The following is a 23,314-nucleotide window of genomic DNA, read 5'->3' on the forward strand; positions in this document are numbered from 1 at the left end:
GGGTCGCCCCGGTCACAGGGGAGGGCCGTCTCGGGACGGCTCGACCGGAACGAGTCTGAGGCCGGCTAGATCAGCCAGGCGGTCGTGGCGCTGGGCAGCTTGTCGCCGTCGAGCGGGCCGCTGGACAGCACGACCGCCGCGTCGGGCAGCTCGACCGGGGCGGCGCCGAAGTTCGTGATGCTCTGCCAGCCGCCCGAGCGGACGAAGTGCAGGACGTCGTCGGAGCCGTCGATCCAGGTGAGCGAGCTCCCGGTACGCAGCCCACGCCGTACGGCGAGAGCCTTGCGGTAAAGGCTCAGCGTCGACTCCGCGTCGTCCTGTTGCGCCTCTACCGAGTACGCACCGAACCACTTCGGCTGCAGCAGGTGCGAACCACCCGTGCCGAAGCCGAACGACAGGCCGCCGACGGTCCACGGCAGCGGCACGCGGCAGCCGTCACGGCCCTTCTCGGCACCCTTCGAGCGGAAGTACGCCGGGTCCTGCAGGTTCGCGGCCGGCAGCTCGCCGACCTCCTGCAGACCGAGCTCCTCACCCTGGTACAGGTACGCCGAACCCGGCAACGCCAGCATCAGCAGGGTCGCGGCGCGAGCGCGGCGCAGCCCGAGCGCGACGTCGACGGTCGGCTCGGTGCCGTTGCTCAGCAGCCAGTCCTTGCCGTCCTGCCAACCGCCCTTCGGGTTCTTCGGCAGGCCGTACCGGGTGGCGTGCCGGACGACGTCGTGGTTCGAAAACACCCACGTCGACGACGAGCCGTTCACCTCGGCGAGCGCGAGGTTCTCCTCGATCACCTGGCGGAACTTCTCGTACTCGAAGTCGGCCTGCAGCAGGTCGAAGTTGAACGCCTGCCCGAGCCCGTCGGCACTCGCATACCGAGCCCGGCGAGCGGCCGGTACGAACGCCTCGGCGACCGCCGACCGCGGCGGGTCGTAGGTGTTCAGCAGCTTGCGCCAGTCCTTGTAGATCTCGTGGACGCCGTCCTGGTCCCAGAGCGGGTGCTGACCGTTCGACTCGGACTGCCGCGGCAGCGTGGTCTTCGACGGGAACGGCTCGGACAGGTCCTTCACCAGCGCGTGCGCGACATCCACGCGGAACCCGTCGACGCCACGATCCGACCAGAACTTCAGGGTGTCCAGGAAGTCCGCCCGTACCTCGGGGTGCTGCCAGTTCAGGTCGGGCTGCTCGGCCGCGAACATGTGCAGGTACCACTGGCCGTCGTCGGTCTGCGCCCAGGCGGAGCCGCCGAACACCGAGTCCCAGTCCGACGGCGGCTGGTCGGGGGCGCCATCTTCTGGGCCGTCGCGGAAGATGTACCGGTCCCGGGCGGGGTGGCCCTTCGCGGCCTCGAGCGCCTCGACGAACCACTCGTGCTGGTTCGACGTGTGGTTCGGGACGATGTCGACGATCAGCTTGATGTTCTCCGCGTGCAGCGCGGCGATCAGCTCGTCGAAGTCGTCCAGGGTCCCGAGCCGCGGGTCGACGTTGCGGTAGTCGTCGACGTCGTACCCGCCGTCGGCCAGCGCCGACGGGTAGAAGGGGCTCAGCCAGACCGCGTCGATCCCCAGCGCCACCAGGTACGGGACCCGGCTGATGATGCCGGGCAGGTCACCGACACCGTCGCCGTTCGCGTCGGCGAAGCTGCGCGGGTAGATCTGGTAGACGACAGCCTGCCGCCACCAGTCGGCCTGAGCCGTTCGGGTCGTTCGGGTCGTCTGCGGACTCGTCACGATCGCCTCACTCGGAATCTGCTGGTAACCCAGCGTTTATATATAGGCTCTAAATTTAGAATCTGCATGTATTCTGCGGTCGGTACAACGACGAGGTCAAGGGCCAATTTCTTCAGGGGGCAGAGCCATGGCGAAACCACCGACAACGCCGCCCACGGCCACGCCGACGATGCTGCGGCGGGTGAACGCGGGCAAGGTACTCGGCGTGCTCACCCGTGCCCGGGTGATGACAGGAACCGGCCTGATCGAGGCCACCGGTCTCACCCGCGCGACCGTGCACGCGGTCTGCAACGACCTGATCTCGATGGGCTGGGTGGTCGAGCTCGACCCCGGCCGGACGTCGGTCGGGCGGCCGTCGCGGCGGTTCGAGTACAACAACCACGCGGGGTACGTGCTCGGCATCGACATCGGCGCAGCCAAGACGACCGTGCTGGTCTCCGACCTGCGCGGCGAGACGGTGGCCAAGGCCGGGCGGTCGGCCGCCGGTGTGACGACGCCGGGCGAACGGACCGAGATCGTGCACCGGACGGTGGTCGAGGCACTCGCCTCCGCGGGCGTGACGGACGCCCAGGTCCTCGCCGCCGGCGCCGGGGTCGCGGCACCCGTCGACCGGGACGGGAACATCCTGGTCGACGACGAGTTCTGGCGACGCTTCGACACCGGGCTGGCGCAGCGGCTGACCGAGCTGCACGGGTGGCCGGTGCTGCTGGAGAACGACGCCAACCTCGCGACGCTCGGGGAGCACTGGCGGGGCGAGGCGCGCAACGTCGACGACCTCGTCGTACTGCTCGCCGGTGAACGGTTCGGGTCCGGTCTGATGGACTCCGGCCGGTTGCTGCACGGTAGTCGCGGCGGCGCCGGCGAGATGGTGTTCCTCAAGCTGATCGAGGGGGTCGGCGACACCCACGGGATCGCCCGGATCGCGCGCGAGAACGGTACGGCGGCGGTCGCGGACGGGGCCGTGGAGACGTCGCTGCGGGACCTCGCGACGCACGGCGAGGTGACCGCCGAGCAGGTGTTCCGCGCGGCCGCCGACGGCGACAAGGTTGCCCAAGGCATCCTTCAGGACATCGCCGGGCGGACCGCGCGGGTGGTCGCGACGCTGGGCACCCTGTTCAACCCTGAGCTCGTGGTCCTGGGCGGCGCCGTCGCCGAGGCCGCCGGCGCGCTCCTCCCCGACCTCGAGGCCCACCTGGCCCACTACACCAGCACTCCCCCGCGGGTCGCCGTCTCCTCCTTGGGCGACGCGATCGTCTCGGTCGGCGCCGTCCGCCACGCCCTCAACCACGTAGAACAACACGCCCTCGACCTCGAACTGGCCTGCCGCCCGACCTGAGACCTTCTGCAGCTCGACAGTACATATACGCCCACTACGCCGGATCGCCCGTCCCGCTGAGCGTGAGCCCGGCCAGGTCTGCCGGACACGTCCTGTCGAGCTGCCGGTCCGGCCGGGTCAGCGCTCGCGGGTGAGTTGGCGGGCGATGGTTTCCAGGACGATGACGTTGCGGCCTGACGTGGTGGCGGAGGGGATGCCTGCGGGGACGAGGGACTGGTCCTCGGGGATCCCGGTGCAGAGGACGAAGACGTCGTCCGGGTGGCCCTGGACGAGGTGGTTCAGGGCCTCGCGCATCCACGGCGTACGGCCGGCGTCCTGGACGGCGATCACCAACGGGCGGCCCTGCGCCGCCTTGGCCGCCTTGGCGATCGCGTCGTCCTGGGGCTCGCCGGTGTCGGTGAGGTGGTGCTCGCCACGCAGTACGACGCCTTCGGCGCCCGGGGCGACCCGGGTGAAGATCTCGGGCAGACCGGAGAAGTAGGGGTTCCAGGCCGGGTGCAGCCCCTGTGTCAGGTCGATCACGTACGGCGCCGCGCCGTACGCCGGGAACGTCTGCCTGGCCACCACGCGCGCGGCGACCTCGCGGATCGGGGCGCCGTCGAGACCCGGCTGCCGGGTGCGCTGCCCGAGTGTGGTGGCGAGCGCGCGAACCCGGGCTGCGGCGTCGGCGACTCGCTCGGCCGGGAGCGTACCGGTGCGCACGGCGTCGACCACGCGGGCGGTCAGCGCCTGCGGGTCCGCCGTACCGACCGCGATCATCGCGAGGTCCGCGCCGGCGCCGATCGACGCGACGGCAGCGTCCTCGATCGAGCGGTTCTTGGTGATCGCCTGCATCTCGAGCGCGTCGGTGGTGATGACGCCGGTGAAGCCGAGTTCCGCGCGCAGCAGTCCGGTCAGGATCCGGTGCGAGAGCGTGGCCGGCTGGTCGTCGTACGCCGAGAAGATGATGTGCGCGCTCATCACGACGTCGGCGCCGGCGGCGATCGTCGCGCGGAACGGTGCGAGCTCGACGGCGCTGACCTCGTCGATCGAACGGTCGACGCGCGGCAGGTCGGTGTGCGAGTCGACGGCGACGTCGCCGTGGCCCGGGAAGTGCTTCGGGCAGGCGGCGATCCCGGCGTCGTGGACGCCCTCGACGAACGCGACGCCGTGCCGCGAGACGACATCCGCAGTACGGCCGAACGAGCGCGTGGAGATGATCGGGTTCGCGGGGTTGCTGTTCACGTCGACGGACGGGGCGAGCATCAGGTCGATCCCGAGGGAGGCCAGGGTCGCGGCCGCGTCCCGGGCCGCGGCGCGGGTCAGGTCGACGTCGTCCAGGTCACCCAGCAGGCGCGGCGACGCGAGCGGCCACGGGTTCGCCGGCGCGAGGTGGCTGAACTCGCCGCCCTCGTGGTCGATCGCCACGATCAGGTCCGGCCGCTCGGCCCGCAGGGCGGTCGTCAGCGCCGCCACCTGCTCGGCGTCCGCCACGTTGCGGGTGAACAGGATGACCGCCCCGAGCCCGCCCGCCACCGCCCGCCGCAGGTCGTCGGGAGCCGTGGTCCCGGTGAAACCGACGACCAGCGCGCCGGCCGCGTCACGATCCAGTTGATCACTCATCCCCCAACCCTCTCCCCCACCCGGTCCACCCCGCCACCCCACCCCCGGCGGCCCGCCCTGAAACCCGCACTTTGTGCATCAGATCCGTACGTCGCGCTCGTCGCAGTACGGATCCGGTGCACAAAGCCGGCGTCGGATCGCTGGGCAACGAGGGCGCTGGGAGCGGCTGGAGGGGCATCGTTGTCAGGGGTGGTGGTCGCGGTTTCCTCGCCGCTTCCTGCGGGTTTTCCGTGATTACCTCGAATCACCCCTGTCTGTTCGGGCCGACTACAGATAACGTTGTCTCTCGACCTGAAGGCCCTGACCGGGGGGACGATGAGCGACGACACGGCGAAGGCGCGCGGAACCGTGCTGGGAATCGACATCGGCGGCACGAAGATGGCCGCCGCTCTGGTGTCCGCGGACGGCACGATTCTCACCGGCGACCGGATCCGCACCCCGGCCGGCGACGCCGACCAGGTGTTCGCCGCGCTCGGTGAGCTGATCGGCCGCGTTCGCGGCGACGCCACCCCACTGGCCGTCGGCATCGGCTCGGCCGGCCCGGTCGACCAGCAGCACGGCCTGGTCTCCCCCGTGAACATCGCCGGCTGGCGCAACTTCCCGATCGTCGACCGGGTACGGGCGATGGCGGGCGACGTCCCCGTGGCGCTCGGACTCGACGGACACTGCTTCGCGCTCGGTGAGTTCTGGGGCGGCGCGGGCCGCGACGCGCACACGCTGCTCGGGATCGTCGTCTCGACCGGAGTCGGCGGCGGCCTCGTCGTCGACGGCAAACCGCTGATCGGCCAGTCCGGCAACGCGGCCCACATCGGCCACGTGGTGATCGACCAGGACGGCGAGGCCTGCGCGTGCGGGTCGTTCGGCTGTGTCGAGGCGTATGCGAGCGGCCCGCGGATGGTCGCCCGCGCGCAGCGGAGCGGCTGGCGGACCGGCGAGGACGTGGATGCCGAAGTACTGGCCACCGATGCCGCGGCCGGGGACGAGCTCGCGCTGGCCGCGTTCGACGACGGGGCGCAGGCGCTGGCCGCGGGGATCGTCGCGACGGCCGTGACCGTCGACCTGACCGCAGTCGTGATCGGCGGCGGGGTCGCGAAGGCGGGTCCGGTGCTGTTCGACCCGGTGCAGGCCTGGGTGAAGCGGCTGGCGCAACTGCCGTTCGTCGCGGACCTCACCGTGGTGCCCGCTCAGCTGGACAATGCCGGCCTGCTCGGCGCCGCACACCAGGCCTGGGCCGCATTAGCCTGAGACGCACACTTTCGCGCGCACGGTAAGGCCTCTCCTGCGCAACTTTGCGCAATTTTTACGAATCTCAGGAATCTGTGTAACGACCGCCCTACTCCAGCCGATTCAAGGGATGGATGGGGTGGGGGCACCGTCATCCACGGTCGGTCTGGGGGGCTCGGACCGGTCGGCAAAACGGTTGATCGAGGGGGGCCTTTGGATCGGCCGGAACACGTGAGCGGCGGGTGAGGAAACTCCCCGCCGCAACCGTGTGCACCACAGGTCGGGAACCAGCATGCCTTGGGCAACGTCCGACCGGTTCGAACGCGATCGATCCCCTGGAGGGATGGGATCGAACGCGGGTTCTGCACCGTGAACGGCGGACGGTGGTTGCGGGAGGGCAGCCATCGGCCTGACCCCCCGTCCATGGTGCAGAACTACGGCTTGAGCCACTCCGGTTCGGGGAGCCGGCCGCGGTCGAGCCTGCCGTTGTCGTCCAGCGGGAGCTCCTCGATCGGGATCAGGTCCGCCGGCACCAGGTAGATCGGCAGTTCCTTGCCCAGGTCGAGCATCAACCGCGCCAGGACGGCGGGATCGCTGTCCTCGAGAACGACGTACCCGATCAGGCAGGTGTCACCGCCCGGGTCCGAGCAGGCCACCACGACCGCGTCGACGACGCCGGGCTGGTCCGCCAGCACGTGCTCCGTCTCTCCGGGCTCGACCCGGTGGCCGCGGATCTTCACCTGATCGTCCGCGCGGCCGAGGTACTCCAGGGTGCGGTCGGCGCGCCAGCGGCCGAGGTCCCGGCTGCGGTACAGCCGCGCGCCCGGGTGTCCCGGGTCCGCGACGAACGCGTGTTCGGTCTCCTCCGGCCGACCGATGTAGCCCTGGGCAACGGCGGCGCCACCGAGGTGGATCTCCCCGACCGCACCGACCGGCACGGGCCGCAGCGCGGCATCCAGCAGGCGTACGACGACCCCGTCGATCGGCCGCCCGATCGACGGCCGATCCTCGGCCGGGTCGACCGGGTGGATCGTGGTCACGATCGAGGCCTCGGTCGGACCGTACTCGTTGAACAGCCGGCACTTCGGATGCGCGTCGAGGAAGTCCCGCACCTTGTGCGTCAGCACCATCGCCTCGCCACCCGCGACGATCTCCCGCAACTCGGGCAGCTCGGGCAGCCGGCGCATCGTCGCCAGCAACGCGGTGAGCGGGCTGAATGCCATGAACAACCGCTGTACGCCGTGATCGCGCAGCGCAGCGACCACCGCATCCGGGTCGTACCGGTCGTCCTCGCCGATCAGCACCAGCGCAGCGCCCGACGCGAGCGTCGTGAACATCTCCTGCACGTGGACGTCGAAGCCGAACGAGGTCCACTGCAGCGTCCGCAGCGACCGCCGTGTCCGCAGGTAGTGCCGGACCAGGTTCACCGGGCCGCGGTGCGGAACCACGACGCCCTTCGGGTTGCCGCTCGAGCCGGACGTGTAGATGCAGTACGCCACGTCATCCGCAGCGGCCCGCACCGGCGGCGCCTGCCGCGACCGCGGATCGCCGTCGATCCGCGCTGCCGGACCCGCGACCGGCACCAGTCGCAGACCGAGACGGTCCGCCAGCGCCGCGTCGTCACCGACCAGCGCGACCGCCGCCGCGTCGTGGACCATGAACGCCCAGCGGGACTCCGGTACGCCGGGATCCAGCGGCAGGTACGCCGCACCGGACTTCAGGACCGCGAGCACGGCGACGACCATCTCGGTGCCGCGAGCAACTCGTACGGCGACCAGTTGGCCCGGCTTCACGCCGAGGTCGACGAGCTGCCAGGCGACCGCGTTCGAGCGGCGGTCGAGGTCGGCGTACGTCAGTTCGCGGCGGTCCTGGATCAGCGCGATCGCGTCCGGCGTCCGCGCCACCTGCTGCTCGAACAGGGTGTGCAGTCCGCTCAGCTCACCGGCCACCACCGCGTCCCGGCGTACCCGGCCGATCGGGCCGCTCGCGTCGGTGTCGGACTCGAGCTCACGGAGCGCCTCGAGGTCGGACTCGATCGGGAGCATCAGGTCGGGCAGCCGGAGGTCCGGCCGGGTCGTTGCCCTGCGCAACACTTCGGCCAGGTAGTCGAGCAGGCGCTCGATCGTCGGCCGCTCGAACAGTCCGGACCGGTAGTCCGCCGTACAGGTGATGCCGGGTTTGGGGCCGGTGTCGTGCTGGGTCAGGCGGAACCGCAGGTCGACGCTCGGCGGCAGGTCGGCTTCGTCGTCTCCGTCGTCTCCGTCGTCTCCGTCGTCGAACTGGTCGTCGAACTCGACGAGGATCTGGAACAGCGGGTCGCGTTCGAGGATTGCGAGATCGGTGTGGGCGTGGTCGGACGCGCCCGCGGTGATGTCGCGGATCCGTTCCGTCAGCTCACCGAGGTCGGGTTCGCCGGACAGGTCGATCCGCAGCGGGAGCGGGCGGTTCTCCTTCGAGCGGTGCAGCGTCGAGCCGATGGTCACCTCGTCCTGCGCGGCGAAGCGGCCGAGCACGGTCGCGACCGCGGCCAGCATCGTCATCACGGGACTGAGCTTGCGGTCCCGGCTGTACTCGAACACCGCGTCGCCGAGCTCCTTGCCCAGCTCGTGCTGGACGGACGCCACCGCGTCGTCACCGGCCGCGCGGGCGTGATCCGCAGGGAGGACCAACGGTTCGGCGCCGGAGAGGACCTGGCTCCAGTACGTGAAGTCGCGGCGTTGCACGTCCGCCGGCGATTCCGTCGTACGGCGGAACTCTGGGGCCTGCTCTTCTGCTGGTACCTGCTCAGGGGTTTGCGCGGCTGGATCTCCCAGCAGGGCGAGCTGTTCGCGCATGAGCTTGGTGACGCCGTCGACGAGCTGCCCGGCGACGCGGAGCTGCTGCGACATCAGGGCCGCCATGCCATTGCCAGGCAGGTCTGCCTCGCTGGTCGCGGCGGCAGCCTCGTCGACCTTCGCCGCGAGCTCCGCGAGGCCCGACCCGAGCACCGCCAACGCCGCGCGCGGATCCCGAACCGTCTCCTCCGTCGCCTGCTCGGGGACGGCCTCGTTGTGCGGCTCTTCGACCGGCTCGGCTGTCTGCATCGCGACGGCGGTCGCGAGCTTGTGCGGTGTGGTGTATGTCAGGAACAGGTCGTCCGGCGCCAGTTCGGCCTCGAACCGACGCTTCAGCTCGTCGATCACCGGCGCCATCGACGCCGGCGTCGCGCCGAGCTCGGCGAACGTGTGGTCGACGGTGAGGTCGTACGGGTCGAGGTTGTGCACGTCGCAGGTCAGGTCGAGGACGACATCCAGCGAATCGCGGTACCGCTCCGCGGACATCTCGTCACCGGACAGGGACCCGGCCTGCGCCAGGTAGTCCGCGTCGATCTGGTGTGTCTCGGCCGGCAACGCGAACGGCGACCGCTCTTCCTGCTGCTCGTCGACCTGCTCGATCGGCTTGCCCGCGACCGGCTCGGGCGGGTCGAGCGGGATCCGCTTCACCGCGGCGCTCGACGGCGGCTCGAACACCACGGACTGTGCGCGCGCGGCCCGTTCGAACGCGTTCAGCCGCTGCGCATTGTTGTCCCCGGCAACCGCCGTACCCGGGCCGGCCAGGACCGTCACCGACGGGTCGACCGGGTGGTGCACCCGACGGAACGGGTACGTCGGCAACGGGACGCGGCCACCGTCCGCGTAGACCTTCGCCCACGCGATCTCGGTGCCCTGCTCGTACAGCTCGGCCAGGCCGTTCATCGTCGCGAGCACCGGGTCCTGCCCGAGGCGCTGCGCGGGGATCCACGTGCTGTTCGGCGCGATCCGGCGACCCGCGGGACTCAGTACGGCGTCCGGCCCGAGCTCCAGGAACCGGCGGCAACCGGCCGCCGTCACCGCCTCGACCGCGTCGCCGAACAGCACCGGCTGCCGCAACTGGCCGACCAGGTAGTCGCTGTCCAGCACGGTCCCGGACTCGAGCAGATCGCCCGACCAGCTCGACACCATCGGCGTCCGCAGCGGCTTCAAGGTGATCTCGCGGACGATCTCCGCGAAGTCCGCCAGTATTGGGTCCACCAACGAACTGTGGAACGCGCGGTCGACGTCCAGCCGTTGCCAGGCGACCTGCAGCTGATCGAGTTGCGCGGCGAGCTGCCCGACGATCACCTCGGACCCGGTCAGCACGAACGACTGCGGACCGTTGCCCGCAGCAACCTCCACGCCGGCGGTCCGGGCGATCTCGCGAACCCGGTCGGCGTCGGCGCGGACAGCGACCATCGCGCCCGGGACTGTGCCGCGCTGCATGAGCTCGCCACGCTTCGCGGTGAGGCGTACGCCGTCCGCGAGCGAGAGGGCGCCCGCCACGCACAGAGCGGCGTACTCGCCGACGCTGTGACCGACGACCAGCGCGGGCTGGACGCCGAACGACTGCCAGAGGCGGGCCAGTGCGAGCTCGAACGCGAACAGGGCGGGCTGCGCGGTCTCGGTCGGCCAGACGCCTTCCGTCGTACCGGCCGGGGTGAGGAGCAGCTCGAGCAGATTGCCGCCGGTCTCCTCGTGGTAGACGCGGTCGCATTCGTCGAGGACCGAGCGGAACACGGGGAAGCGCGCGGCCAGGCCGGCGGCCATTCCGCGACGGGCCGCGCCCTGTCCGGTGAACGCGTAGCCGAGCGGGCCGGGTCCGCCGCGCGGCACCTCGGTCGCTTGGGCGGAGCCGAGTGCGGCGACGAGTTCGCCCTCCGTAGCGCCCGCGACGGCGATCCGGTGCCGGTGCGCCGGCCGGCCGAGCGCCGCCGTACCGGCGAGGTCGATCAGGCGGTGACCGGTGCCGTGGCCCAGGTCGGTGCGGTACAGCTCGACGAGGTCGGCGAGGGCGTCCGGGTCAGGCGCGGACAGCGGCAGTACGACGGGGCCGTCGTCGCCGCGGCGGATCTGGCGCGGTGCCTCCTCGAGGATCACGTGCGCGTTCGTACCGCCCGTGTCGAGCGCACTCACGCCGGCGCGGAGCGTCGTACCGCCGGACAGCAGCGGCACCGTCCACTCGCGGACCTCGGTACCGATCACGAACGGGCTGCCGTCGAGAGCGAGCGCCGGGTTCGGGTCGTTGACGTTGATGGTCGGGACCAGCATCCGGTGCTGCAGCATCAGGATCGTCTTGATCAGGCCGGCCATCCCCGCGGCGCTGTCCAGGTGGCCGATGTTCGGCTTCACCGATCCGAGCGTGCAGAACCCGACCTTGTCGGTGTGCCGGCGCAGCGCGGTCGTCAACGCCTTCACCTCGGCGACATCCGCGTCCGGGCTACCGATCCCGTGCGCCTCGATGTAGCTCAGCGAATCGGCGTCGAACCCGGCGCGGTCCAGCGCGCGCTCGATCAGCTCGGTCTGGTTCCCTGCCGGCGCGTCCTCGTTGCTCACCGCCGTACCGCGAATCACGGCGTACACCGTGTCGCCGTCGGTCAGGGCCTGGTCGAGACGCTTCAGGAGTACGGCGGCCACACCGTTCCCGCCGACCGTGCCGTCGGCATCGGCGGCGAAGGCGCGGACCTGGCCGGTCGGCGACAAGATCGAGTCCGGCGTCGGGTGGTAGGTCGTTGCCTGCGGCACCTGTACGGCGGCGGCGCCGGCCAGGGCGAGATCCGCGTCCCCGGACCGGAGCGCCTGGCAGGCGAGATGCACCGCGACGAGGGACGACGATGACGCCGACTGCACACCGATCGCCGGGCCGGTCAGACCGAGGCGATACGCGACGCGGGTGGCGATCGAGTCGCGGGACTGATGTTGGCGGTAGTACAGGTTCATGCCCGAGCCCGCGAACACGCCGACGCGACTCGTCGTACCGGCGTACCCGCCGTGCTCCAACGCCTGATGACAAACCTCGAGGAACAACCGCTGCGCCGGATCCATCAACTCCGCTTCACGATCGCTCAACCCGAAGAACTTCGCATCGAACGACTCAACGTGCTCCAGCACGCCACTGACCGCAACAACCCCGTCCCCCGACTCCCGCCGGACGCTCTCCACACCCCCCACCAGGTTCTCCCAGAACTGCTCCACCCCCTCAGCCCCCGGAAACCGCCCAGCCACCCCCACAACCGCAACCGCCTCCACAACCCCAACCCGCCCAGCAGCAGCGGCCCCCACGACCTCAGCCGGCCCCTCGCCGGCAACAACGTCCTGCTTTGCTCCAGGTACGACGGCAGCCGCCACACCCTCCGCGCCTACACCGTCCTCCGCACCCGCCACGGACTCGCCCACACCCACCACAGCAAGCGCCGCCGCACCCGCACCAACCTCACGCTGCTGACCGTCCTGCGCCTGCTCCTCAGCACCAGCGGAGTCGTCCTCAGAAGAGCCCAACTGCTCGACGACCGACTCAACGCCACCGCCACCCACCGCATCCGACCGCGACCCAGCCTCAACACCCGAAGCGCCGCCGGCCTCCACCTCGTCCGCCCGACCGCCGCCTACCTCGCCGACCGCCTCGCCACCCCGCACCTCATCCTCAGCCTCGGCGAGGTCTGCCGTCGGCTGGACCTCCGCATCGGCGACCACATCGGCAACGTCCGCGGCGTCTGCAGCTTCCTCGACCTCGTCGACGTGCGTGGAGGTTTCCGTCTCTGCTTCGGACCCGACGGTCTCGTCCTGAGTAGCCACGGCCTCGGAGGCCGCAGTCGACAGTGACGATGCCTCAACCACAGCCGGTACGCCGGACGCAGAGCCATCCGCCTCCTCGACCGAAGCTGTCTCGCCAGCCGCCTCGACAGAAACCAAGCCGTCCGCGTCTTCGGCGGAAACCGAGCCGTCCGCATCCTCCGCGGAAACCGAGTGGTCCGCGTCCTCCGCGGAAACCGAGTCGTCGGCATCCTCCGCGGAAACTGAGCTATCCGTGTCCTCGGCTGAAGCTGAGTCGTCGGCGTCCTCCGCAGATGCTGTCTCGTCGGAGACCTCGGTGGATGCCGTCTCGTCAGAGGCCTCGGCGGATGTTGTCTCGTCGGCAGCTGTTTCGTCGCCGGCTTCGTCGGATGCTCGGTCTGCGTCCGTCTGGTTCTGGTCGAGGTCTGCAGGATCCTCGGTCATCTCGGCGTCTGAACCTGCTGGTGCGTTCTGCGTTCCCGCCGGTGCATCGTCTGCGACCACGTCGGCGTCATCCGAGTACGCCACAACCTCATCCGTCGCGAGCTCGTCGGACCCGTCGTGCGACGTACCCACAACAGCCGCGCCCTCGAACGCCTCCCCCTCACCGCCATCGCTGTCCTCGGCCCCCACATCTCCAGAACCCGAGTCGCCGTCAGCCACGAGTTCAGTGGATTCGGCCGCCGTCGCCTCCCCCTCCTCAGCCGCATCCGACGAATCCGCCGCGTCACTCGCATCCACACGATCGGCGGACTCGACCACGTCCGCCGCGTCCGCCGCGTCCGCAGACTCGGCCGCGTCCGTGGAGTCGGTCGCGTCCGTGGACTCGGTCGCGTCAGCGGGCTCGGTCGCGTTGGTGGAGTCGCTGGCGTCAGTGGACGCGGTGGCCTCGGTGGACTCGGTTGCGTCAGCGGGCTCGGTCGCGTTGGTGGAGTCGCTGGCGTCAGTGGACGCGGTGGCCTCGGTGGACTCGGTTGCGTCGGTCGGCTCGGTTGTGTTCGCGGCGTCGGTCGGGTTCGTGGCGTCCGACGGGTCGGGTTCGTTCGTGGTGTCGTGCGGTTCGTGAGCGGCGGACTTCTCGTTGGCGGGCGGGGTGTCGTCTACGTTCGGTACGTCGAGGCTGGCGGTCGCAGCGTCGTACGACTGCGCGGCCTCGGACAGGCCCGCGGTGTGCTCCGGCTCGGCGGAATCGTCGTCCGCGGACGGGGTGTGGTCCTCGTGGCGTACGTCGGCGCCGTCGGCTGCTACGTCGTTCGGCTGGGCACCCTCGGATCGATCACCGGTGTTCTCGGTCTCGGTGGAGTCATCGTCCGCGGACGGGATGTGGTCTTCGTGCCGTACGTCGGCGCTGTCGGTCGTTGCGTCGTACGACTGGTCGGCGGTGTCGGGCTGCGCGTTGGGACGCGTCTGCTCGGCATCGGGCGCCGCGGCGTACGGCTGCGTGGCGGAGTCCGGCGCGCTGGCGGGGACGGCGGTGGCTGCCGAGTCGGCGGGGGGCGGGGCGGTAGCGGGCGTCGAGTAGGCCGTGGGGGTGGGCGGCGCCGCGGGACCGATCGCAGGTGCTGTGGCGGAGGCGGTCGGCGTGGATGCCGTCGCGGCGGGGCCTTGTGCAGGTCCTGGTGCAGTGCGGACAGGCTCCGGTGCCAGCACGTTCGGGGCGGGCTCCGGTGCGAGCGCGTTCGGGGCCGGTTCGGGTGCCAGCGCGTTCGGGGCCGGTTCGGGTGCCGAGGTGGTACTGGCGGGCTCGGAGGCCGAGGTGGTGGGCGCGGCCTCGGGGGTCGAGGTGGTGGGCGCGGCCTCGGGGTCCGACGTGGTGTGAGCAGGCTCGGGAGCCGACGCGGGCTCGGGCTCGGGAGCCGACGCGGTGGGTGCGGGCTCGGGTGTCGGCTCGGGGGGTGGTGGGGTGCCTAGGGTCGGGCGTTGGGGTGGGGTGGGGATGGATTGTTGTAGTTCGCGTTTCCAGGCGAGGCGGACGACCGGGAGTTCGGTGGTGCGTTCGGCGGCTTCTTCGTCGGCGAACGGGGTGGACTCCGGGGTGGTGGAGGGGCCTTGGCCGGTGGGGCCCGAGGCGGGGGTGGCGCCGGCTGGCTCTACGTGGGTGGTGGCGGGTCCGAGGAGGGTGCCGTCGATCCAGCGTTGCTTGAGGAGCGGGCGGAGGATCTTGCCGCCGGGGGTGGTGGGGAAGTCGCGGCGCGGGACGCCGACGACCTGGGCGGGCAGGCCGAGGCGGGTCTGGATCAGGCTGCGGATCGCCTGGTCCATGCCGGGTACGGAGTCGGTGGTGAGGGCGTAGAAGACGACCAGGCGGTCGGTGCCGGTTTCCTCGTCGGCGATGCCGCAGGCGGCGACCAGGCCGTGTTCGGCGCCGACGACGGCTGCGGCGACGGACTCGATGTCGTGGGCGTAGTGGAGCTTGCCGGACATGATGATGCGTTCGCTGTCGCGGCCGGTGATGACGACCTGGCCGCCGGTGATGAAGCCCTGGTCGCCGGTCGCGAGCCACTTGCGGGTCGGCCAGGCCCCGACCGGGAACGCGGTGCGGTCCGCGTCGAGGTTCCCGAGGTACCCGGGGGTCACCCGCGCGGACGCGACCTGCAGCTGACCGATCCGGCCTTCGGGCAGTACGGCGCCGTTCGGGGCGACGATGCGCACCGTCGTACCGGGGGCAGGTGCCCCGACCGACACCAGCGAGAGCACACCCGGCACCTCGGTGCGTGGCTTGCCCGGGCGCGCGACCGCGACCTTTCCGGACGACGGACGCTGGTCGACCCACTCGACGACGCCGGTGGGTGGGATCCGTACGCGGTGCACGTTCGGTGTCAGACCGGGCCGTGCGAACGTGATGCCGGTGACCGTCTCGGTCATCCCCCACGCCGCCACGAACGTTTCCGGAACCACCCCGAACCGGTTCGTGACGCGGAGGAAGTCCGACATCACCGGCACGGTGATCTGCTCACCGCCGCTGACCAGGCTGCGCAGCGCCGAGAGATCCCAGTGCCGGTCCGGTTCGCCGGCCACCGCGGCGGTCGCGAGCCGGTACCCGAAGTTCGGCGACCACGAGTGGTTGACCCGGTGCTGCTCCATCAGGTCGAGCCAGCGCAGCGGGTTGGCCAGCACCCAGTTCGTGTTCACGTGAATGTTCGTGCCGCCGGTGAACACGGGCAGCACGTGGTAGAGCAGGAACGCGCCGCTGTGGTCCAGCGGGAGCCAGTTCAGCGTCGTCTGTCCCGGCCGGATCGGCAGCATCGCCGGCGTACCCGCGGCGAACTCGACCAGCCCGCGGTGCGTGAGCTGCACGATCTTCGGCGTACCGGTGGAGCCTGAGGACAGCATCAGTACGGCGACGTCGTCCGCGGCCGGCCGGTGGAAGTCGGAGGTGGGTTCGTGCCCGGCCATCGCGTCCGGGTCGAGGACCGGGAGGCCGAGGTCGTTCGGCAGGTCGGACGGGCGGCCGATCAGGACGGTCCAGCCGAGCAGGTCGGTGATCCGGCGGAGGCGTTCGCGGCCCTCTTCGGTGCGGTCGCCGCCCGGGTTCGGCGCGACCAGCAGCGGGCGGATGCCGCCGAGCGTGCAGGCCCAGAACGCGGCGAAGAAGCCGACCGGTTCGGTGCAGTGCACGACCGCGGGGTCGCCGGCGCGTACGCCGTTCGCGCGCAGGCCGGCCAGGATCCGCGCGGCCAGCTCGAGCAGCGTCGGGAAGTCGAGTTTGGTCTCGCGGCCGTCCGGCCCGATCTCGACGACACCGGCGCCGCCGAAGTCACGGGCGGCACGGAGCAGTGCGCTCGGCAGGTCGCGCGGGTACCCGGCGGGAATCATCAACGCCGGCCCGGTGGAGATCGCCGGCCGGTCCGCACCACTTCTCACGCCGATGCCACCACCAGCAGGTGAGTCTCAGGTACGACGGGGCGCTCGGCCGGTTGGCGACCCACGGACACGTGCCTCCCCAACTGGACGGGGCGGGTTCTGGGCAGACCCGCCTCACTTCACACCGACAGCAGCCCCGTTTTCCGCCTGCCGGAACGATGTCGTGACCGGGCACACCCGGTGCGTCATCGCGCCGACCGACAGCCGTGAACCCTACCAGCCGCGACCTGCCCTGGAGGAGTCCGTTCTCACCAGCCGATGGTTAAGAATTCCTCGACCCACCGACACCGTTCACAACGAGCGACGGCCGATTCCGATACGCCTCACCCACCGGCCTGATCCCCGGCGCCACGGTGATGCTTCGGGGGTGTCGGGGAGGGTTTCTGCCCGATCCGGAGGGAATATCCTCCCCAATCCGCGATCGGTCGCCGCAGGGGGGTGATGCAGGGGGGTGATAAGGTCGGGGCGCTTGCTCCGTAGGAGCGCAACTTCCCCGGCCCGTCGTTGGCCGGGCTTCGTTTGCCGTGGGCATGGGCTGTTAGCTCAGTTGGTTAGAGCACCTCGTTTACACCGAGGGGGTCGGGGGTTCGAGTCCCTCACAGCCCACCAGAACGCCGCTACGCCGGGGGCGACGTGAGACTCGCCAGCGCCTCGGCGTAGTCGTCGGGGTTGCGGGCCTCGGGGATCGGGTTGAGGACGGACCAGCGCACGATCCCGGACCGGTCGACCACGAAGGTGGCTCGGAGGGCGCAGCCGCGATCAGCGGCGAAGGCGCCGTACGAACTGGCTATCGCGCCGTGCGGCCAGAAGTCCGTGAGTAGGTTGAAGTCGAGGTGTTGCGCGTCGGCGTAGGCGCGGAGGGTGAACATCGGATCGCACGAGATCGCCAGGAACTCCGCGGCGGCCAGTAGCGACGGGCGGTCGCGGAGGGCGGCCAGTTCGCTGGTGCAGACCTGGCTGAAGGCGTACGGATAGAAAACCAGTACGACGTCCCGCCGGCCGGCGTAGTCGCTCAGCCGGACCGGTTCGCCGTACTGGTTCTGCGTCTCGAAGTCGGGGGCCCGGCTGCCGACAGCCGGGAGGCTCACCCCCGGCGGCCGGACTTCGGAACCACCAACTTGGTGGCGGACCAGTCGTCGGTCACGCTCAGGGTGCTGGTCGTGGCCAGGCCGGCGACCGGCGCGGCCTCGGTGATGTCGCTGGTCTCGACGTAGCCGTCGCGGCCGACCTTCGGGGTCAGCAGCCAGACCACTCCACCGGCCTTGAGGTCGGTCAGGATGTCGAAGAACGCGTCGACCAGGTCGCCGTCGTCCTCACGGAACCAGAGCAGTACGACGTCGACGACTTCGTCGGTGTCCTCGTCGACGAAGGCCTCGCCGGTGATTTCCCGGATCGCATCGCGGAACTCGTCGTCGGAGTCGTCGTCGTACCCGATCTCCTGGACGACCCAGCCGGCCTCCAGGCCGAGCCGGGAGGCCATGTTCGGCACTCCGCTCTTGCCGTCCGCGTGGTCCGCGGTCGCGCTCACGTGTCCTCCTCCGTGGTCCCCGCTTGCCCGGGGGTAGGTGTCAGTAGCCTGCTGCTCAGCGATAGTCCATCGTGTCGTACCGCGTCGCGCAAGTATGCACCAGGGGTCCGTGACGTGTCCGGTATGCGCGCGGCGGGTACGAGGCGTGTCCGCTGAGATCTGACCCGGGTAGCCCGAATCGGGCCGGAAAGGAAGGCGAAGTAGAACGCATACCGAACAGGTGACAGGATTGCGGTGAAGACAACCAGAGAGAACGGCAGGACACCGTGGCTTCCGGACACGAACCACCAGCCATCATCACCGAGGGGATGCCCACCCAGCTCCCCGACATCGACCCCGACGAGACACGGGAGTGGGTCGAATCGCTCGACGCGGTCCTGGACGAACGGGGCAAGGCGCGAGCGCGCTACCTGATGCTCAAGCTGATCGAGCGCGCCCGGGAGCGACAGGTCGGCGTACCCGCACTGCGCAGCACCGACTACATCAACTCGATCCCGCCCGAGCGTGAGCCCTGGTTCCCCGGCGACGAGCACATCGAGCGGCGGATCCGGGCCTTCATCCGGTGGAACGCCGCGGTGATGGTGAGCAAGGCCAACCGCAAGGGCCTGGAGGTCGGCGGCCACATCGCCACCTACCAGTCGGCCGCCAGCCTGTACGAGGTCGGCTTCAACCACTTCTTCCGCGGCAAGGACCACCCCGGCGGCGGCGACCAGATCTTCATCCAGGGTCACGCCTCCCCCGGGATGTACGCGCGGGCCTTCCTCGAGGGTCGGCTGACGACCGACGACCTGGACGGTTTCCGCCAGGAGGTGTCGCGCGGCCCGCACAAGGGCCTGTCGTCGTACCCGCACCCGCGGCTGATGCCGGAGTTCTGGGAGTTCCCGACCGTCTCGATGGGGCTGGCCGCGCTGAACTCGATCTATCAGGCGCGCTTCAATCGGTACCTGCACCACCGCGGTATCAAGGACACCAGCCAGCAGCACGTCTGGGCGTTCCTCGGTGACGGCGAGATGGGCGAGCCGGAGTCACTCGGCGCGATCGGCCTGGCCGCGCGCGAGGAGCTCGACAACCTCACCTTCGTGATCAACTGCAACCTGCAGCAGCTGGACGGCCCGGTCCGTGGCAACGGCAAGGTGATCCAGGAACTGGAGGCCTTCTTCCGCGGCGCCGGCTGGAACGTCATCAAGGTGATCTGGGGCCGCGAGTGGGACAACCTGCTGGCGCAGGACCACGACGGTGCGCTGGTGAACAAGATGAACACCACGCCGGACGGTCAGTTCCAGACCTACTCGGTCGAGTCCGGTGAGTACATCCGGAACAACTTCTTCGGCGGCGACCAGCGGCTCCAGCAGATGGTCAGCAACCTGTCCGACGAGGACCTGCGCAAGCTCCCCCGCGGCGGTCACGACTACCGCAAGGTGTACGCCGCGTTCAAGAGCGCGACCGAGCACGTCGGGCAGCCGACCGTGATCCTGGCCCAGACCATCAAGGGCTGGACGATCGAGGCGCTGGAGGGCCGCAACGCGACCCACCAGATGAAGAAGCTGACCTCGGACGACTTGAAGGCGTTCCGGGACCGGCTGTACCTGCCGATCGAGGACTCCGCACTCGAGGACGCCTACAACCCGCCGTACTTCCACCCCGGCACCGACTCGCCGGAGTACCAGTACATGATGGATCGGCGCAAGCAGCTCGGCGGCTCGCTGCCGCAGCGGCGGGTGGCGCCGAAGACGTCGCTCAAGCTGCCTGGTGACGACGTCTACAAGCCGTTGTCCAAGGGCAACAACCAGCCGGTCGCCACCACGATGGCGCTCGTCCGGCTGTTCCGGGACCTGATGAAGGACCCGGAGATCGGCGACCGGATCGTCCCGATCGCCCCGGACGAGTACCGCACGTTCGGCATGGACTCGATGTTCCCGACGGCCAAGATCTACAACCCGCACGGGCAGACCTACGAGGCCGTCGACCGCAACCTGCTGCTGTCGTACAAGGAGTCCGAGCAGGGCCAGCTGCTGCACGAGGGCATCAGCGAGGCCGGCGCGATGGGCTCGATGATCGCGGCCGGTACGGCGTACGCGACGCACGGCGAGCCGATGATCCCGTTCTACATCTTCTACTCGATGTTCGGGTTCCAGCGGACCGGTGACTCGCTCTGGGCGTTCGGCGACCAGCTCGGCCGGGGCTTCCTGGTCGGCGCGACGGCCGGCCGTACGACGCTGACCGGTGAGGGACTGCAGCACGCGGACGGTCACTCGCCGCTGCTGGCCTCCACCAACCCGGCGGCGGTGCACTACGACCCGGGCTTCGCCTACGAGGTCGCGTACATCGTCAAGGACGGTCTGCGCCGGATGTACGGCTACGGGCTGGACAAGGACAAGCCGTTCGGCGAGGACGTCTTCTACTACCTCACCGTGTACAACGAGCCCGTCCCGCAGCCGGCCGAGCCGGAGAACCTCGACGTCGCGGGGCTGCTCAAGGGCATGTACCGCTTCGACGAGTACCAGACCGCCGAGGGTGACGACGTACCGCGGGTGCAGCTGCTCGGGTCCGGTGTCGCGCTGCCGTGGGTTCGGAAGGCCCAGCAGATCCTCGCCGAGGAGTACTCCGTGGCGGCGGACATCTGGTCCGTGACCTCGTGGAACGAACTGCGCCGCGACGCCATCGCCGCCGAGCAGCACAACCTGCTGCACCCGGAGGAGCCGGAGCAGGTGCCGTTCGTGACGGAGCAGCTGAAACACACGTTGGGTCCGGTCGTTGCCGTCAGCGACTTCATGCGCGCGGTGCAGGACCAGATCTCCCGCTGGGTGCCGAACGACTACACGTCGCTCGGGACCGACGGCTGGGGCCTGGCCGACACCCGGGCCGCGGCGCGGCGGCACTTCCACGTGGACGCCGAGTCGATCGTCGTCGCCACGCTGGAGATCCTCGCCAAGCGCGGTGACGTGAAGCCGGAGGTCGCCGCCGAGGCGGCCCGCAAGTACCGCATCGACGACCCGACCGCAGTCGCCGGCGTGAAGCAAGAGGGTGCCGGCGCCTGATCCGGTCCCCACGGGCCGCCCACCCCGCCCGGGGTGGGCGGCCCGTCGCCGTTCCGGGGGGTGACCACCTGCCGGGTCGGCTGGTTTGGTCGTGTGGGGAGTTCTGCTGGTCGTTTCAGGTGGGTAGGGCTCCCCGGACTACGTGTCACCCTGGCTCGCAGGTGTCGACCAGGGCGCTCGCATTGACCGACGGGCTGGGAAACTATTCGCCACTGGGAGACGGTTTCTTTCCCCACCGCGAGCGTTGGCGCGATCGGCGGGTGCTGGTCGATTGGTGGAGTAGGCCGTTGGAGTCGACCGGGGTACGAGGAGCCGTTGTCGACCCCGACGAACTTGCACCGCAGACCACTAGGCTCCAGGTCGTGCCTGAGTTGATCGAACCGACCGTCGACCTGCGCGATTCCTGGATGGAGTCGGCGAGCGAGTGGGGCGAAGCCCATCAGGACGGCGCCGGGTTGTGGGAGGCCGACGACCTGAACACGATCGACGGGTTCGCCGCGTGGACCCAGCGCCTGCGCGAACAGAGCGACGACAGCATCCCGATCACGCCGGAGCGGGTGCCGGCGACGTACTGGTGGATCGTCGACGGCATCACGTACCTCGGCGCGATCACGCTCCGGCATGCTCTCAACGAGAAGCTGCTCGAGGGCGGCGGACACATCGGGTACGGCGTACGCCCGTCGGCACGTGGTCGCGGACTGGCGACCTGGGCGCTCGGCGCAGTGCTCGACCGGGCCCGGGCGCGTGGGATGGACCAGGTACTGGTGACCTGCGACGACGACAACGTCGCGTCGGCGCGGACCATCGAGCGGAACGGCGGCGTGCTGGAGGACATTCGCGAGACCTGGCTGGGTCTGGCACGGCGGTACTGGATAACCCTCTGAGTAGCTGAGCGGCTACCGATTGCTACCGTCGGAGGATGTCCGAGACGCAGCAGGCCGCCCCCGAGAAGACCTTCTTCGGGCATCCCCGTGGGTTGATGACGCTGTTCACCACGGAACTGTGGGAGCGGTTCAGCTACTACGGGATGCGCGCGATCCTGCTGCTGTACCTGACCGACCGGGCGCACGGGCTCGGGCTGGGTGAGTCGCTCGGGCAGGCCGTGGTGTCGATCTACGGCGCCTCGGTGTACCTGCTCTCGGTGCTCGGCGGCTGGTTCGCAGACCGCGTGTTCGGCGCCCGCCGCACCGTCCTGTACGGCGGTAGCGTGATCGTCGCCGGCCACCTGTGTCTGGCGCTGCCGTCGACCGGTCCGGCGTACGCCGGGATCGCGCTGGTTGCCCTCGGCACCGGACTGCTGAAGCCGAACGTGTCGACGATGGTCGGAACGCTCTACGAACAAGGCGATGCGCGGCGGGACTCGGCGTTCTCGATCTTCTACATGGGCATCAACATCGGGTCGTTCTCGGCGCCGTTTGTGGTCGGGTTCCTGCGCCGCGAGTTCGGGTTCCACGTCGCGTTCGCGGCGGCCGCGGTCGGGATGACACTGGCACTGATCGCGTACCTGCTCGGCCGGCGCACCCTGCACGGCCGCGGCGACACCCCGCCGAACCCGCTGACCGCCGCGGACCGGCCGACGATGATCAAGGTCTCGGCCGCCGTCGTCGCGCTGCTCGTGGTGGTGTTCGCCTGGTCGGCCTGGCGGTCCGGCGGCATCGGCCCGCGGCCGGTCGTGGATGCCATCTCGTACGTGTGCTTCCTGGCGCCGATAGCGTACTTCGTGATGCTGCTGCGGAGCCCGCTGGTGACGCCGGTCGAGCGGCAGCGGGTCCGTGCGTACATCCCGTTGTTCGTCGCGGCGATGCTGTTCTTCATGCTGTTCGAACAGGCCGCGACCACGCTGACGACGTTCGCCGCGAGCCGGACGCAGCTGGATCTGTTCGGCGTGGAGATCTCGCCGGAGTTCTTCCAGTCGGTGAACCCGTTCTCGATCATCGTGCTGGCGCCGGTGTTCGCGGTGATCTGGATCCGGCTCGGCACTCGCGGGCCGTCGATCGGGCAGAAGTTCGCGACCGGGCTGCTGCTGGCCGGCATCTCGTTCGGGGTGATGGCGCTCGCGTCGTCGGTTGCCGGGGACAACCTTGCGTCACCGCTCTGGCTGGTCGGCGTGTACGTGATCCAGACGCTCGGCGAGCTGTTCCTCTCCCCCGTCGGCCTGGCCGCGACGACGGTCCTCGCGCCGCGGGCGTTCCTCAGCCAGATGATGGCGCTGTGGTTCCTCGCCCCGGCCGCGGGTCAGGCGATCACCGCCCAGCTCGTGCAGGCGACCGAGGACGCGTCGGACACGGCGTACTTCGGCGTCCTCGCGGTCGTGACGATCGTGGTCGCGTTCGTCGTCTACGCGCTCGCGCCGTGGATCCGCCGGCACACCGACGTACGAGAAACGTCGTAGT

The 23,314-nt window shown here is 70.1% G+C and carries 10 protein-coding genes and 1 tRNA gene; 6 read left to right on the forward strand and 5 right to left on the reverse strand.

Features of this window, described 5'->3' with window-relative positions; all coding sequences use genetic code 11:
• Window positions 1–65: 65 nt before the first annotated feature.
• Window positions 66–1,724 (reverse strand): glycoside hydrolase family 13 protein, encoded by a 1,659-nt coding sequence (locus tag ACWF0M_RS30920; protein WP_452239253.1) that lies wholly within the window; start codon window positions 1,722–1,724, stop codon window positions 66–68.
• Between the two features lie 127 nt (window positions 1,725–1,851).
• Between ACWF0M_RS30920 and ACWF0M_RS30925 the strand changes: the two genes are divergently transcribed.
• Window positions 1,852–3,060, forward strand: a complete 1,209-nt coding sequence (locus ACWF0M_RS30925) for an ROK family transcriptional regulator (RefSeq protein WP_452239254.1) — start codon at window positions 1,852–1,854, stop codon at window positions 3,058–3,060.
• Between the two features lie 117 nt (window positions 3,061–3,177).
• Here ACWF0M_RS30925 and nagZ read toward each other — a convergent pair whose 3' ends face one another.
• Window positions 3,178–4,662: a beta-N-acetylhexosaminidase gene (gene nagZ, locus ACWF0M_RS30930; RefSeq protein WP_452239255.1), complete on the reverse strand. Its 1,485-nt coding sequence runs from the start codon at window positions 4,660–4,662 to the stop codon at window positions 3,178–3,180.
• A gap of 315 nt (window positions 4,663–4,977) precedes the next feature.
• On the opposite strand from nagZ, the gene ACWF0M_RS30935 reads away from it, so the two are divergent.
• Window positions 4,978–5,907, forward strand: coding sequence for an ROK family protein (locus tag ACWF0M_RS30935; RefSeq protein ID WP_452239256.1), 930 nt, complete (start codon window positions 4,978–4,980; stop codon window positions 5,905–5,907).
• A 413-nt stretch (window positions 5,908–6,320) separates the two neighbouring features.
• On the opposite strand, the gene ACWF0M_RS30940 is transcribed toward ACWF0M_RS30935, so the two are convergent.
• Complete coding sequence (locus ACWF0M_RS30940; protein WP_452239257.1) at window positions 6,321–16,355, reverse strand: amino acid adenylation domain-containing protein; 10,035 nt, start codon at window positions 16,353–16,355, stop codon at window positions 6,321–6,323.
• Between the two features lie 532 nt (window positions 16,356–16,887).
• Between ACWF0M_RS30940 and ACWF0M_RS30945 the strand changes: the two genes are divergently transcribed.
• Window positions 16,888–16,964: transfer RNA gene (locus tag ACWF0M_RS30945), tRNA-Val, on the forward strand.
• Between the two features lie 8 nt (window positions 16,965–16,972).
• Here the strand turns inward: ACWF0M_RS30945 and ACWF0M_RS30950 are convergent.
• Both ACWF0M_RS30950 and ACWF0M_RS30955 read right to left on the reverse strand, forming a co-directional pair.
• Window positions 16,973–17,443: a peroxiredoxin gene (locus tag ACWF0M_RS30950; protein ID WP_452239258.1), complete on the reverse strand. Its 471-nt coding sequence runs from the start codon at window positions 17,441–17,443 to the stop codon at window positions 16,973–16,975.
• Window positions 17,440–17,883: a DUF3052 domain-containing protein gene (locus ACWF0M_RS30955; protein ID WP_452239259.1), complete on the reverse strand. Its 444-nt coding sequence runs from the start codon at window positions 17,881–17,883 to the stop codon at window positions 17,440–17,442. Before ACWF0M_RS30955 ends, ACWF0M_RS30950 begins: the two co-directional genes overlap by 4 nt.
• 266 nt (window positions 17,884–18,149) lie before the next feature.
• On the opposite strand from ACWF0M_RS30955, the gene aceE reads away from it, so the two are divergent.
• From aceE to ACWF0M_RS30970, 3 genes are all read left to right on the forward strand, one after another.
• Window positions 18,150–20,921, forward strand: a complete 2,772-nt coding sequence (gene aceE, locus ACWF0M_RS30960) for a pyruvate dehydrogenase (acetyl-transferring), homodimeric type (protein ID WP_452239260.1) — start codon at window positions 18,150–18,152, stop codon at window positions 20,919–20,921.
• 362 nt (window positions 20,922–21,283) lie between these two features.
• Complete coding sequence (locus tag ACWF0M_RS30965; RefSeq protein ID WP_452239261.1) at window positions 21,284–21,805, forward strand: GNAT family N-acetyltransferase; 522 nt, start codon at window positions 21,284–21,286, stop codon at window positions 21,803–21,805.
• Window positions 21,806–21,840: 35 nt separating this feature from the next.
• On the forward strand, window positions 21,841–23,313 hold the full coding sequence (locus ACWF0M_RS30970) for a peptide MFS transporter (RefSeq protein WP_452239262.1): 1,473 nt from the start codon (window positions 21,841–21,843) through the stop codon (window positions 23,311–23,313).
• Window position 23,314: the final 1 nt, after the last annotated feature.

This window comes from Kribbella sp. NPDC055110 (assembly GCF_053607525.1).

Coding starts and splice junctions, on each gene's coding strand:
- nagZ (WP_452239255.1), bottom strand. CDS start 4,662: ATGAGTGATCAACTGGATCGTGACGCGGCCGGCGCGCTGGTCGTCGGT.
- ACWF0M_RS30935 (WP_452239256.1), top strand. CDS start 4,978: ATGAGCGACGACACGGCGAAGGCGCGCGGAACCGTGCTGGGAATCGAC.
- ACWF0M_RS30970 (WP_452239262.1), top strand. CDS start 21,841: ATGTCCGAGACGCAGCAGGCCGCCCCCGAGAAGACCTTCTTCGGGCAT.
- ACWF0M_RS30925 (WP_452239254.1), top strand. CDS start 1,852: ATGGCGAAACCACCGACAACGCCGCCCACGGCCACGCCGACGATGCTG.